The 13,630-nt window shown below is 61.2% G+C and carries 10 protein-coding genes; 4 read left to right on the top strand and 6 right to left on the bottom strand.

What is annotated here, in order from left to right:
• Position 1: 1 nt before the first annotated feature.
• The 3 genes from OF122_RS17280 to OF122_RS17270 form a co-directional block, all read right to left on the bottom strand.
• On the bottom strand, positions 2–862 hold the full coding sequence (locus tag OF122_RS17280) for a carbohydrate ABC transporter permease (RefSeq protein WP_264225422.1): 861 nt from the start codon (positions 860–862) through the stop codon (positions 2–4).
• Positions 862–1,794, bottom strand: a complete 933-nt coding sequence (locus OF122_RS17275) for a carbohydrate ABC transporter permease (protein WP_264225421.1) — start codon at positions 1,792–1,794, stop codon at positions 862–864. Before OF122_RS17275 ends, OF122_RS17280 begins: the two co-directional genes overlap by 1 nt.
• A gap of 111 nt (positions 1,795–1,905) precedes the next feature.
• Positions 1,906–3,168: an extracellular solute-binding protein gene (locus OF122_RS17270; protein WP_264225420.1), complete on the bottom strand. Its 1,263-nt coding sequence runs from the start codon at positions 3,166–3,168 to the stop codon at positions 1,906–1,908.
• 324 nt (positions 3,169–3,492) lie between these two features.
• On the opposite strand from OF122_RS17270, the gene OF122_RS17265 reads away from it, so the two are divergent.
• From OF122_RS17265 to OF122_RS17255, 3 genes are read left to right on the top strand one after another with little or no spacing between them, the layout of a single operon-like run.
• Positions 3,493–4,734, top strand: a complete 1,242-nt coding sequence (locus tag OF122_RS17265) for an ROK family transcriptional regulator (protein ID WP_264225419.1) — start codon at positions 3,493–3,495, stop codon at positions 4,732–4,734.
• A gap of 8 nt (positions 4,735–4,742) precedes the next feature.
• On the top strand, positions 4,743–7,094 hold the full coding sequence (locus tag OF122_RS17260) for a PIG-L family deacetylase (RefSeq protein WP_264225418.1): 2,352 nt from the start codon (positions 4,743–4,745) through the stop codon (positions 7,092–7,094).
• Positions 7,095–7,985, top strand: coding sequence for a DMT family transporter (locus OF122_RS17255; protein WP_264225417.1), 891 nt, complete (start codon positions 7,095–7,097; stop codon positions 7,983–7,985). It abuts the gene before it with no gap.
• Positions 7,986–8,037: 52 nt separating this feature from the next.
• Here the strand turns inward: OF122_RS17255 and OF122_RS17250 are convergent, their stop codons facing one another.
• Complete coding sequence (locus OF122_RS17250) at positions 8,038–10,530, bottom strand: PIG-L family deacetylase (RefSeq protein ID WP_264225416.1); 2,493 nt, start codon at positions 10,528–10,530, stop codon at positions 8,038–8,040.
• Positions 10,531–10,828: 298 nt separating this feature from the next.
• Here OF122_RS17250 and OF122_RS17245 point away from each other — a divergent pair, with 298 nt between their 5' ends.
• Positions 10,829–11,152: an ArsR/SmtB family transcription factor gene (locus tag OF122_RS17245; protein WP_264225415.1), complete on the top strand. Its 324-nt coding sequence runs from the start codon at positions 10,829–10,831 to the stop codon at positions 11,150–11,152.
• Between the two features lie 26 nt (positions 11,153–11,178).
• Here OF122_RS17245 and OF122_RS17240 read toward each other — a convergent pair whose 3' ends face one another.
• On the bottom strand, positions 11,179–11,640 hold the full coding sequence (locus tag OF122_RS17240; RefSeq protein ID WP_264225414.1) for an Lrp/AsnC ligand binding domain-containing protein: 462 nt from the start codon (positions 11,638–11,640) through the stop codon (positions 11,179–11,181).
• A gap of 64 nt (positions 11,641–11,704) precedes the next feature.
• Positions 11,705–13,540, bottom strand: coding sequence for a DNA helicase RecQ (recQ, locus tag OF122_RS17235; protein ID WP_264225413.1), 1,836 nt, complete (start codon positions 13,538–13,540; stop codon positions 11,705–11,707).
• Positions 13,541–13,630: the final 90 nt, after the last annotated feature.

The raw sequence follows: 13,630 nt of genomic DNA, 5'->3' as shown, positions 1-13,630 counted from the left end.
ATCAGCCCTTCAGCCCGGCCAGCATCACGCCGCGCACGATGTAGCGCTGCAGGACGAGGAACACGATAAGGGTGGGGATGGTCGCGAGCGCCGCCCCTGTCATGATCATTTCCCACTGGATCGATTGCTCGACGGCAAAACTCGAAAGTCCCACCGGCAGCGTATAAAGCTCGCGGCTGTTGGTGACGATCAGCGGCCAGAAGAACGCTGTCCAGTTGCCCAGGAACGTAAAGATCGCCAGCGCCGAGATAGCCGGGGCCACCATGGGCATGGCGATTTTCCACCAGATGGTGAATTCGTTGAGCCCGTCCACCCGCGCCGCTTCGAGGAAATCGTCCGGAACGGTCTCGAAGAACTGCTTCATCAAGAACGTGCCAAACGCCGTCATCATGCCCGGGAACATGATGCCCCAATAACTGTCGATCCAGCCCAGTTGAGCGCTCATCAGGTACCAGGGGATCACCAGCATTTCGGTGGGGATCATCAGGGTGGACAGGATGGCGATGAAAATCAGATACCGGCCACGAAACTGGAACTTGGCGAGGGTGTAACCGACCAGGGAGTCGAAAAAGACGTTCGAGAGTGTGACACAAACCGCGACAAGGGTGGAATTTAAGAACCAGCGCACGAAACGACCGTCCGAGAGCACTTTGATATAGTTATCGAAGGTCGGCGCGGCTGGAATGAGCCGCAGGTCATAGACCTGGCTCGCCGTTTTCAGCGACGTGGAAAACATGAACAAGAGCGGCGTGATCATCAGCACCCCGCCGATGAACAGCAACGTCCAGACCAGAACCCGACCGGGGCGGATCGAGACGCTGTTGAGCTTGAGTTCGGTGCCTGCGGCAGCTGTTGCGGTCATCAGCGTGTCCTCAGAACCCAGAGCTGCATCAGGGAAACGATCAGAAGGATGGTAAAGAGCACCACCGTCTGCGCTGCCGCATAGCCCATGTTGAAGGAAGAAAATGCCGTCTGGTAAATCATCAGCACCAGCGGTTTTGTCGTGTTGAGCGGGCCGCCCGGATCGTTGCTGGTCATGTTGTAGACCTGATCGAAAATCCGCAGGAACCCGATTGAGGAAAAGACGACAAGAAACACCGTGGTCGGCTTCAAAAGCGGCAGAGTGATCTTGCGCAGGATCGCCCATTCACCCAGTCCGTCAATGCGCGCCGCTTCGTAATAGGTCTGCGGAATGGCCCGCAGCCCGGCCATGAAAATGATGATCTGGAACCCCAGCCCCGCCCAGATGGCAGTGACCATGATGGCGGGCAGGGCCTGTTCGGTCGAGCGCAGGAAGGGTTGCGCCGGCAGACCCGCGGCTCCGAGAAAGCCGTTGATGATCCCGATGGGCGGCGGCTGGTAGAACCAGCGCCACACCCACGCCATTGCGGCTGCGGTCGTCAGGAACGGCAGGAAATAGAGAGCCCGTATGAAACTGTGCATGAAGCGCACGCGGTCGAGATAATAGGCAACGGCAAACGAAACGACGAGACTGATCGGCGTGCCGACGATCAGATAGGCGAAGGTGTTGCGAAACACCTGCCAGAACAGCGGGTCGTTATAGAGCTTGATGTAATTGTCGGCTCCGATGAACTGTGCCGGACGCAGAAGGTCCCAGTTCGTAAACGACAGCCAGAACGCCTGCACGGTGGGATAAAAGCGGATAACGACATAGAAAACCACGGGCAGGGCCAAAAAAGTCCAGACCCAGATCAGGCGCTTCTGTCCAATGCTGAGGCGGTTCCATGCCCCGGATCGCTCCACGGTGCCACTTGCCGATGCTGCCAGAGTCATCGCCTGCCACTCCTGCTGATTTGCATAGCCGGTCCGGCCGGGTTGTTTGCCGGCCAGATTGCAAAAGATGCCAAAAAGAGCGGACCGGTTAGAACCGGTCCACTCCCGATGTTACTGGTTGGCAAAGAATGCGTCGAGGATAGCCTGTTCTTCCTCGGCAGCCGCGGCCAGTGAGTCTGCGGGCGACTGACCCTGCAGCGACATGCGGCTTTCCATGTCGATCGCCACCTGACGCTGGGCAGCCTCGTCCACGAAAATCGTGGTGTGGGCGTATTCAAGGCCAGCAAGGAACGGACCATAGACCGGGTCGGCAAGGTTTTCCTCGGTCAGGGCGACCTCATGGCGTGCGGGCAGCTCACCCACGACTTCGAGCCAGATTTCCATGGCTTCGGGCGAACTGATGTAGTCGAGGAATTTCTGGGCCGCTTCGAGCTCTTCGCCTTCGGCGCGTGCACCGATCGCGTTGGCGAAATAGCTGGCATAATTCGAGCGCATGCCCTCTTCATTGGCAGGCAGCTCGGTGACGCCCCATTCGAAGTCCTCGATCGACCCGAAGGCGCCAAGCCGGAACGTGCCGTCAATCGTCATTGCAGCACGGCCGGCGCGGAAGGCGGCCTGCGGCTCATCCATGAACCCGACCTGGGTTACCGCATCGTCGCCCAGATACAGTTCTGCCTGCCACGTGGTCGCAGCCAGGCCCGCCTCGTCATTGTAGGTGACCGTGCGGCCATCGTCGGAATAGGGCTGGCCGCCGAATTGGCGGATGAGACCCTCGCGCCACCACTGGTGATCCTGCCCGGCCATCCCCATGGCAATGCCGACCGAGGTGATGTTGCCGCCGCCGTCACGTTCGACTGTCGCCTCGGCCGCCTCGACAAGCTCGTCGAGCGTCTGGGGCGGATTTTCAGGATCGAGTCCGGCGGCCTCGAAAATGTCCTTGTTGTAGAACAGCGCCAGCGAACGCACAGCAGTAGGCAGACCCCAATACTGGCCGTCGCGTTCCATGGCGGAAACGATGGGGAAGAAGTCGGCTTCGATTTCCTCGGCGGGGAAAACGGCGGGATCGAGCGGTTGAATCAATCCACCGGCAATGAAATTGTCGAGCCAGCCATAAAACAATTGCACCACGTCCGGGCCCTGTCCGGCGACATTGGCGGCCACGACGCGGGTCTGGTAATCGGCGTAGGGGAAGGTCTGGTGATTGACGGTGATGTCGGGATTGGCTTCCTCGAAATTGGCGATCAACTGATCCATCGCCTGGACGCGGGTATCAAACACGTACTGCCAGTATTCGATCTCGACCGCCTGGGCCGAACCCAGTGCAGCCAGGCTGACGCCGGCTGAAAGTGCGGTCAACGCAAGTGCTCTACGCATGGTGTCCCTCCTTTGGGAGCAGGGAAACATCTTCCCTGCGTGATTGTTTGGCGGCTCGGACCCCTCCGTCCACCATGCGCGCATCGTCAAATGATGTGCGATGCCTTGTCAATAAAATAATTTACTTTCGTTATTATCGGATGGGCAGGCGCCGGTTCACACTGGCGCTTGGCGTGGCCGGAAAAATGGGGACAATGCTGGATATCCAGTGCGTCTGGCAGCGCGCCGCTCGCCATCGATTAAATTAATCTACTTGTGTTATTCGAACGGCATGCCTAGTCTGCTCACTCGATAGCGCGTGTCCAGTCGGCAAGAGGGAACACCTTGACCAGTTCGGAAAAGCAGGGTCGTGGCCCGCGCCTCGTCATAGGGTCCAATCCGGAGCGCAATCGCGCCCACAATCGGCGCGTGGTGCTCGAAGTCATCCGCACCCATGGGCATATGGGACGCACCGAAATCGCCCGCCGTGCGCGCATAACACCTCAGGCCGTTGCCAACATCGTCGAAGAGTTGTTGGGCGAGGGCATGCTGGTACAACTGGGCCGCCTGCGGTCTGGCCGCGGACAGCCGCCGATCCAGTTCGCCATTAATCCCGACGGTCCACTGACCGGAGGCGTGGAAATCGCCGCAGATCACATAGCGACGACCCTGCTCGATCTTTCCGGCGCGGTCCGCGCCCAGGCAATCGCTCCCCTTGAGTCGGCCACTCCCGATCAGGTGCCCGGTCGGGTCTCGGACGAAATCGACAAACTTTGTTCCCAGATCGGCGCATCGCGTGACCGACTGATCGGGTTTGGTGCCGTGATGCCGGGACCGTTCGAGATCGAAGGAATGAGCTCGGTCGGACCCGCGACACTGCCGGGGTGGAAGGGCATCGACGCAAAGGCCACCCTCTCCCGGGCAATCGGACAGCCGGTATCCATCGAAAACGACGCCACAGCCGCAGCGGTCGGCGAACGGCTCTACGGTGCCGGGCGCCAGATCTCCAATTTCTGCTTCCTCTATTTCGGCGTTGGGCTGGGGCTGGGTGTGCTCAAGGACGGCGTGCCCCTGCGCGGGGCTTTTGGCAATGCCGGTGAAATCGGCCATGTGGCGCTGGTGCCGCGCCATGGCGTGCCAAGCTACGGCCCGGATGGCGCGCTGGAACGCTTTGCATCGCTTTACGCCCTGCGCGAAAAACTGGCAGCCAGCGGGCGCCCCAACATCGATAGCGAAACCCTCGAGCCGCTTTTCGCCAATAATGACCCCGTGCTTGTGGACTGGATAAGGGAAGCGGCCGACTATCTGGCGCCAACCGTCGCCATGATCGAAAACATATTCGATCCCGAAACAGTGGTGTTTGGCGGCAATCTTCCCGATGTCATTCTCGATGCCCTGATTGCGGCGCTCGAACCGCTGCCGGTTTCCGTCTCGACCCGTTCAGAACGGACACAGCCGCGCGTCATCCGCGGACAAACCGGACGGTTCACAGCGGCGCTGGGTGCGGCAGCGCTTGCCCTGCACAATATCTTGTCGCCTCAACTTTCCCTCGAATATTCGCCGGCGGTCGCTGCCGCACGGCCATAGGACTATCCATGCCCCTATCGCGCGCCCAGCTCTCCCATCGTTTTTCCCAGCGCCGTGCCAGCCCGAGGCTTGTGACGCTTTACAGGGCGCTGTCACGGCTGAAATCGACAGTGACCGTGCTTCACACGGGCGCCCATCCCGATGATGAGCAGAACGCCATGCTCGCCTTCATGCGCTTCGGGCTCGGGATGCGCACCATCATCGGTTGTTCGACCCGTGGGGAGGGCGGTCAGAACACGCTCGGCCCCGAGCGCGGCGGCGCACTTGGTGTCGTTCGGACCCGCGAGCTTGAGGAAGCGGCCAAGGTCATCGATGCCGACATCGCCTGGTTCGGTTTCGGGCCGGGCGACCCAGTCCATGATTTCGGGTTTTCCAAGAACGGCCACGATACGCTTGAGCGCTGGCAGCATGACCTGATCGTCGAACGTATGGTCCACGCCTATCGCAGCGAAAAGCCCGATATCGTCATCCCGACATTTCTCGACGTGCCAGGTCAGCACGGCCACCACCGCGCCATGACCATGGCCGCCGAGGAGGCGATCGCGCTGGCTGCCGACCCCAATGCCTATCCCGAGCATTTCGCGCAGGGCCTGGCGCCCTGGCAGGTCACCAAATATTACCTGCCCGCTTGGTCGGGCGGGGGAGCGACCTATGACGACGAAGTGCCTCCGCCGCCTGAAACCGTGAAACTGATCGCGAAAGACCCCGATTTCGCAACCGGCGCACTCTTTGACGAAATCGGGGAATGGTCGCGGCTCTACCACGCCAGCCAGGGCATGGGACGTTGGCCGGAAAACCCAAAGACCGAATGGCCGTTCCATCTTCGCGTCGGACCAAAAGACAACGGCGCACTCACAGACAATCTCCCCCGGCGCCTGGCCGACATTGTTCCAGGATTGGCAGCAGCCGATACGGCCATCGCGACGGCGATTAACGCTTTCCCGAAGGCCGACGAGATCATCGCTCCCCTGGCTGTGGCGCTCGAAATCATCGAGGCTCATATCGACACTGTGCCTGCCGAGCACATCCATCGCATCGAGACCATGATTGCCGATCTCGAAGCTGCAATTCTGGTCGCAACAGGCATTGATTGCACCGCCGCACTCGACAGACCGATCGTGGCGCAGGGCCAGGCGGTCGATCTGTGTCTGACTCTTCGCGGCGCTCCCAAGGATATTTCGATCGATCTGATCCTGCCCGAAGGCGTTTCGGTCATCGCCCAATCTCCGGGTCGATATGTGCTCGAGGTTGCATCCGACGCCCCCATCGCCGAGCCGTTCACCCAGTCCTATGCGGCTTCCGGGGCCAATGGCGATGCATGCGTTATCCTCACCCTCTCTGTTGCCGGGCGCACCATTTCGCGCGCCTTCGGACTGGAACGCCCTCTCACCATCGTGCCCGCCGCTTCGGTCAGCCTGACGCCCAGCGCCCTGCTGGTGGCGGCAGATGCCGGGTTTTCCGGTCTATCGGTGGAAGCCAAGATCGAAGGCGTTGCCAGAGATCTGGCCCTTTCGAGCGTCCAGGGCGTCCAAATTTCGTCGAGCAGGGATAGCGTCACACTCTCGGGAGGCGGGCTGGCCGAGGGACGCTACACCCTCGACGCCTTGCTTGATGATGCCCCCGCCTTCACGGCCAGAGAGATTGACTACGCCCATATCGGCAAGAACCTTTATCTGACTCCCGCACGTCTCGATATTCTTGCGCTCAACCTCGCCCTGCCCGAGGACCGCCGCGTCGCCTATATCGGTGGCGGTGCCGACAATGTGGGCCTGTGGCTGGCGCGCATGGGATTCGAGGTGACCGAACTCGATGCGCGGGCGCTTTCCGAGGATCTCTCGGCGTTCCCCGCCATCGTCGTCGGCATCTTCGCCTTCGGGCTGCGCCCCGATCTGGCAGCCAGCAACGATGCGCTGCATGCCTATGTCGAGGCCGGGGGCAATCTCGTCACGCTCTACCATCGCCCCTGGGACGGCTGGGCGCCGGACGCCGTTCCGCCGCGCTTCCTCAAGATCGGCCAGCCATCGCTGCGCTGGCGGGTGACCAATCCCGAAGCGCCGGTGGAGATACTGGCGGCCGACAATCCGATTCTTGCCGGTCCCAACCCGATTTCGCTGCGCGATTTCGAGGGCTGGAACAAGGAACGCGGCCTCTATTTCGCTTCCGAGTGGGACGGCGCCTATGTCCCGCTCCTCGCCATGAGCGACAAGGGTGAGGCTCCGCTAGAGGGCTCCCTTCTGACCGCCGAAATCGGCGGGGGACGTCACACCCACACCAGCCTCGTTCTGCACCACCAGCTCGATAACCTTGTCCCCGGTGCCTTCCGCATTCTGGCAAATCTCGTGGCGGGCGGCCGCATGTAGATGGCCGACCCGGCACCTTCTTATCGCAGCGGCATTGCCTGGCTTTTGGCTGATATGATGCTGATTACGGTGATGACCGTTCTCGTCAAGTTCGAGGGCGCCACCTATCCGGCCGTCCAGCTGGTGTTCATCCGCTCACTGATCGGGCTGGTATCGATTCTGCCGCTCGCCTGGCGCAAGCGCAAAGCGGTCATCGGCACCAGACAGCCTTTGCGGCATCTGGTGCGGGTTGGGTGCAATACGCTGGCCCTGACCTGCAATTTCACCGCGCTGGCGGCTCTGCCCCTCGCGCTGGTCAATGCCATCGGCTTCATGCGACCGCTGGTTGTCATGGTGTTTGCAGTCTTGCTGCTGGCCGAAAAGATCGCCCCGGTGCGCTGGATCGGCACCGTCATCGGCCTTGCCGGCATTCTCGTGATCCTCGCGCCGGGCGAAGTGGCGTTCTCATGGGGCCTTGCCGCCGCGTTCGGCTCGGTGCTGTTTGGCTCTCTTGCCGTGATCCAGATCCGCGCCATGGAAAAAGAGGATACCGCCGTCCTCATGGTCTTTTATACGGTCGGGCTTTCCATCCTGACCGCCATTCCCGCAGCACTTGTCTGGCAGCCCGTAGCGTCGGCCGATTGGCCGACCTTGCTGGCCATCGGCATTCTGGCGCAGATCGGCCAATATTGCTTCCTGCGCGCCTACCAGACAACGCCGGCGCGGATACTGGCACCCCTGGGATATCTGTCCATAGGGTTTGCGGCGCTCGCCGGGTTCATCTTTTTCAATGAAATCCCTTCGTGGGCGACGATCATCGGCGTGGCCGTCATTCTTATTGCGCTGCAATCGACCAACATGGTCGAAGCCGCCACCGTCCGGCGCAAGGCAAATTCGGAAGTCGAGACATAAAAAGCGCCCCGGCGAACCGGGGCGCTCATCGTCACAACCGTGCCTTTGGCAACTATTCGGCCGGCTGGACGAGGTTGGCGAGCAGCCGGAAGGCACCCGGCACAAGATGATCGAGCTGATGGTGCAGGATCAGGCTGGTGTGAGTATGCCGTCCGGCCCCGATCTCGGCCGAAAGCAACGAGCCGTTGAGAGAGTCTTCACCCGTATCGTGCATGGCCAGAAGCGGCTTATAGACCTCATCCCACTCCTCGGCAAAGTACAGCCCACGTTCCTTGTCCCAGTTCGCCCAGTCATCGGCACCGATGGTGTTGGGGTAATTGAGCAGCGGGTGGTCAGGTTCAAGGACGTCGACCTCCGCATTGGCGTCGGTCACGCGGAAGCGGATTGAGGGAGAGCCGATCTTGAGATAGGCGACCGGAATGGTCTCGGGATTCCAGCCATCGGACGGGCGGTGATACAGTGTCACCAAATGCCCGCCATTGCGCACCCAATCATGAAGGGCGCCGATGTTTTCGGCCAGATCGGGCCGACGCCCGAATGCAAATATCCCGATGACGATCGTTTTAAGATCGGCGTAGGTGCCGCTCGAGATATCCTCGGGTGACAATTCCACCACCTCAAGCCCGAGCCTTTCCATCCACAGCCCGACATTGTCGTTGCCGCCCGACACGTAACCGGTACGCTTGATCGATGGCAACTCGGCTCCAACGGCCTGCACGGGAACCGATACCGTGGTGGGGACAACCGACCGGCCGATATGAGGATAGGTGAAGGTATCGATCTGATAGGCCCGTTCGCCCAAAAGGTCAGGCTCGATGTCAAAGCGTGATTGCTCGAGCCCCTGGGGCGGGACCAGTTCGAACGTGCCGCTCATATCCGAAGCGCGCTCGGTCTCATCGAGCGCCCAACCCTCGGGAACCGGCATGGACAGATCGCCAAGCGTCGCATTGGTCAGCGTCGCCGTCAGGGGCACGGGCCCCAGCTCTGCTGTGGTATTGAAAACCACGGCGCTCGGCTCGATTGTCATCGACGCCTTGGGGATGACACGCAGCTGATCTTCCAGATCGACGTCGAGCACCACGGTCCGACCCCCGATATTGAGCGAGACCCTGGTGTGCGCATCGCCATTGCCGCCCAGCGGATCAAACTCTTCGCTCAGAGGATTGGTGTAGCTTGCGTCTGCGGCAACAGAAACCGTTTCCCCTGATGCCATAAGCCCCTCGCGCGCAACGATCTCGACACCCTCGATCGTCACATCTTCGGGGCCGTCGACTATGGTTTTGATAACCACTTCGTCGTCGGGCGTTACGTCCCCGCCTTCCGTGTAGGACCGGATCTGGACACCGGCCGCGGCGGCGAGGGCGAGGTCGATTTCCTTGACCTTGCGATCCAGCCTGTGCGCGACATTGGCGCGCAACGCTTCAGGTAGGCTCTCGCGGGCCATGTCGATGAGTTCGCCCACTCTGCCCAATTTCGCGAGCACGACGACCGGATCACCATAATCGGCAATGGCTTCCTCGATCAGCCCCTGGGCTTCGCGCAGCGCGTCGGCGGTATTGGACGGCATGCCGTCAAGTTCGGCGATATCGCCAACTGTGGCGATAAGCCCTTCCCGGATGTCGCTTTCCGGACCGCCTTGACCACCACCGGCAACGCGGGAGAGGTTGAGTTCCCACTCGGTCTGCGGCTCGGGACGCCAGCGGCCCATGCGCTGGGTCAGATGGCAGGAGCGGGACCATTCTCCCATCTGTGGGAAAGTCGCACCGGAAATCTTGTCGCGCTCGGGCGCGGTAACGACCAGGGTCACGGGAGGTGGGGGCACCTCGTCGTCATAGACGCCGCCACCGCCGCCATAGGCCGGCTGGTAGATTTTTGGCACTTCCCAGGTATCGAGCCCGCCGGCGATCTGCTCGGGGAATTCCTGCGGATTGCCCGAGAGTTCGGCTGCAATGAACGTCGCGACATTGGCGGCCCGGTGATGTCCGTGCTGGCCGGGAACGTCGAGAAAACAGTTCATGATGATGTCGGGCTTGTACTTGCGAAACGCTGCCGTCATGCGCTCGACGATCTTGTCGCGGCCCCACTGATCGATGGTCTCGTTGGGATCTTTGGAAAAGCCGAAATCGTGGACGGAATCGGTGTGCCCGAAGCTGCCGAACGCCAACGAAGCATCGAGCGAGCGCGAAGCTTCTTCCATCTCGCGCGTCCGTAGAACGCCCAGCACCGAGCCCAGCTCCGGCCCGATCGAGTTCTGGCCGCCTTCGCCGCGGGTGATGGCATAGACCACCGGATGGATGCCATAGACGTGGCGCAACGCGGCGAGCATTGCCGACGGTTCGTCATCGGGGTGTGCGCCTGTGGTCATGATCGTGGCGGTGGAGGTCAGCCGCTCGAGACGGCGATAAAGGGTGACAATGGCCGGCTCCAGTTTCTGCTGCGCGATCAGGTCGAGATCGCTGAGCGGAGCCGCCCAGGCCGGGATGTGCGAGGCTGCATACATCACCGGTAAAGACGCCATGAACATGCGTCGTGTGATCTTGGTCATCGGGACAATCCTACCTTTGAAATTACACTCCTATGCCCCGTTCAGCGGGACTGGCATCGGATCTTTTCGTCCAATTTGACCAGAGTATGCGCCGCAAGAAATAATAACACAAGTGAGTTACTTTATTAGCAGGCGAATCGGCATTCGCTGCCTGTCGCCGAGGATGTTGCCGGCCTTGAACTGGCCGGCGAAATCATCATGCGCTCTGACGGCTCTGAAAAAAGCGAACGCGTTGTGCATGCGCGGCAGAATCCGGATAGGATGGCGGCCACGATCAATTCTGTGCCGCGAGGGCCTTTTGAGCGACCGACCCAGTCCTACCGAAACCGAAATTCTCGTCGTCGCCGAGACTTTCAAGCTGCTCGGTGACCCCACCCGCCTCAAGATCCTGCTCGCCTGTCTCGACCAGTCCATGGCTGTGGGCGATATCGCCCGCAAGATCGATGCGTCCCAATCCCTTGTCAGCCACCATTTGCGCCTGCTGCGGGCAGCGCGCCTGGTGCGAGGGACGCGCCACGCCAAGCACGTTCACTATGAGGCAGACGACCACCACATCCGCCATGTGATCTCTGACATGATTATTCACGCCGGCGAGCACGAAGAAACAGATGGTGCCGATTGAGACGGCGGCAACCGATTGATCCTGCCTTACAATGGCAGGATCCCATCATCCTTGACCTCTTCGATCACCGGATAAGTTCTGGTTTCCCGCACTCCGGGCAGTGACAGCAGCACGTCCCCCAGAAAGGCCCGGTAGCGCGCCATGTCGGGCAATCTGGCCTTGACCAGGTAGTCGAACCCGCCTGCAACCATGTGACATTCGAGCACTTCGGGCTGCTTGCGCACAGCGGCAGCGAACTTGTCGAAGATGTCGGGCGTGGTCTTGTCGAGCGACACTTCCACAAGAACCAACAGCCCCAGCCCGATCTGGTCGGCGTCGAGAATAGCGCGGAAGCCCTTGATATAGCCGTGCTTTTGCAGCCGCCGCATCCTGTCGCTCATCGAGGTGGGCGCCAGACCGACCCGCTGGGCAAGTTCGGAATTGGTGATCCGCCCGTCCCGTTGCAGCTCCATGAGAATTCTGCGGTCAATCCTGTCAATCTCGGTCATCGTGCTGGCTTTGCTTTAATCGGCCGGAAGATGTGCGGTTGTAGCGCGGCCGGAGTACGCAAAGCTAGTCCGCGCTGGCTATCGCCGCGAGGAATGCTGTGCCATATCGCTCCAGCTTGGCATCACCCACGCCGGGCAGGGCTCGCAACTGGTCCAGCGTCGCGGGTTTGTGCTGCGCCATGGCCCGCAACGTTGTGTCTTGAAACACCACATAGGGCGGGACGCCCTGCGCCGAAGCGAGTTCGCGCCGTTTGCGCCGCAGCCGCTCGAACACAGCCTCGGCCTCAGGCGACAGCGCTTCGCCCGAACCCAGCGCACGGTTCGTGTCCGATTTCTTGCGCTCGTGGTCGCGTCTCAGCGTCACCGTCCGTTCGCCCCGAAATACCGCCCGCGCACCCTCGTCGAGATAAAGCGCGCCATGGGCCTCATGGTTCACATGCACCAGCCCCATGGCCGTTAGCTGCCGCACCACCGAGCGCCAGGTCTTGACCGAAATGTCCTGCCCCACGCCGAAAACCGGCAAATGCTGGTGCCGGAATTTCTCCACCTTTTCGGTAACTTTGCCCATCACCACATCTATCACATGCGCCGCACCGAACCGCTGCCCGGTGCGATAGATCGAGGACATCACCTTGTTGGCGGCCTCGGTGCCGTCCCAGCTATCGACTGGGTTGATGCAGGTATCGCAGTTCCCGCAATTGCCTTGATGCTGTTCGCCGAAATGGGCGAGAACCGCCTGCCGCCGGCAGCCCGCCGTCTCGCATACGCCCAGAAGGGCGCTGAGCTTGGTGTTTTCGAGCCGTTTGATTTCGTCGGGCGCATTGCCTTCGGCAATCATGCGCCGCCTCTGGCTCACATCTGACAGCCCATAACACATCCAGGCTTCCGAGGGCTGACCGTCGCGCCCGGCCCGGCCCGTTTCCTGATAATAGGCCTCGATCGAGGAGGGCAGATCCATATGTGCCACATAGCGCACGTCAGGCTTGTCTATCCCCATCCCGAAGGCCACGGTGGCAACAAGGCACAAAGCGTCTTCCTTCAAGAACGCATCCTGATTGCGCGCCCGCACGCTCGAATCGAGTCCCGCATGATAGGGCAGGGCGGCAATACCCTTGTCATTGAGAAACTCGGCGATCGCCTCCACCTTGGCGCGCGACAGGCAATAAACAATACCGCTTTCGCCCTTGTGTCGGCCCAGGAAATCGAGCAATTGCGCTCGCGCATTGGCGCGCTCGACAATCGAATAACCGATATTGGGGCGATCAAAACTCGATATGAAAAGCTGCGCTTCCTCAAGCCCCAGCCGCTCGATCAGATCGGCGCGCGTTGTCGGATCCGCCGTCGCGGTCAGCGCGACGCGTGGCACATGGGGAAACAGCTCGCGCAGCTTGGCCAGTTCGCGATATTCGGGCCGGAAATCATGGCCCCACTGACTCACGCAATGGGCTTCATCGATGGCGAAAAGCCCGATTTCGACGCTGGCCAGCAGCTCAAGAAATCCCGCCGCCGCCAACCGCTCCGGGGCCACATAGAGAAGGTCCAACTCCCCGTCGCGCAGGGCCTGCCGCACGCTTCGGTTCTCGTCAGGCGAGAGTGAGGAATTGAGAGCCGCAGCTTTGACACCGGCCTGCCTGAGCGCTTCGACCTGATCGCGCATCAGGGCGATCAGGGGGGAAATGACAACACCGACCCCTCGTCGGCCAATCGCCGGGATCTGATAGCACAGCGATTTCCCCGCCCCTGTGGGAAACAGGACCACGGCATCGCCGCCGCCCATCACATGCTCGACAACCTCTTGCTGCTGCCCACGGAAGGCATCCAGCCCGAACACCGATCGCAAGATGTCCAGCCCACCGGCCGGCGCAGCGTCGATGGCCGTAGCGTTGGAAAAGAGCGACATGGAAGACAAGAAGGCCCGGTGCGGTCAGGAGAAGATGATTCGCCAGCCCATTTGACTCTGATCGTTTCGGCTGCGCAACCCGGGATGGGC

Source organism: Pelagibacterium flavum (assembly GCF_025854335.1).
Taxonomy (GTDB): domain Bacteria; phylum Pseudomonadota; class Alphaproteobacteria; order Rhizobiales; family Devosiaceae; genus Pelagibacterium; species Pelagibacterium flavum.
This window is presented reverse-complemented; position numbering and strand designations above follow the sequence as displayed.

Bases quoted from the DNA above. Each gene is read 5' to 3' on its own strand.
- OF122_RS17260 (WP_264225418.1), top strand. From the start codon at position 4,743: ATGCCCCTATCGCGCGCCCAGCTCTCCCATCGTTTTTCCCAGCGCCGT.
- recQ (WP_264225413.1), bottom strand. From the start codon at position 13,540: ATGTCGCTCTTTTCCAACGCTACGGCCATCGACGCTGCGCCGGCCGGT.
- OF122_RS17250 (WP_264225416.1), bottom strand. From the start codon at position 10,530: ATGACCAAGATCACACGACGCATGTTCATGGCGTCTTTACCGGTGATG.
- OF122_RS17270 (WP_264225420.1), bottom strand. From the start codon at position 3,168: ATGCGTAGAGCACTTGCGTTGACCGCACTTTCAGCCGGCGTCAGCCTG.
- OF122_RS17240 (WP_264225414.1), bottom strand. From the start codon at position 11,640: ATGACCGAGATTGACAGGATTGACCGCAGAATTCTCATGGAGCTGCAA.
- OF122_RS17275 (WP_264225421.1), bottom strand. From the start codon at position 1,794: ATGACTCTGGCAGCATCGGCAAGTGGCACCGTGGAGCGATCCGGGGCA.
- OF122_RS17255 (WP_264225417.1), top strand. From the start codon at position 7,095: ATGGCCGACCCGGCACCTTCTTATCGCAGCGGCATTGCCTGGCTTTTG.
- OF122_RS17280 (WP_264225422.1), bottom strand. From the start codon at position 862: ATGACCGCAACAGCTGCCGCAGGCACCGAACTCAAGCTCAACAGCGTC.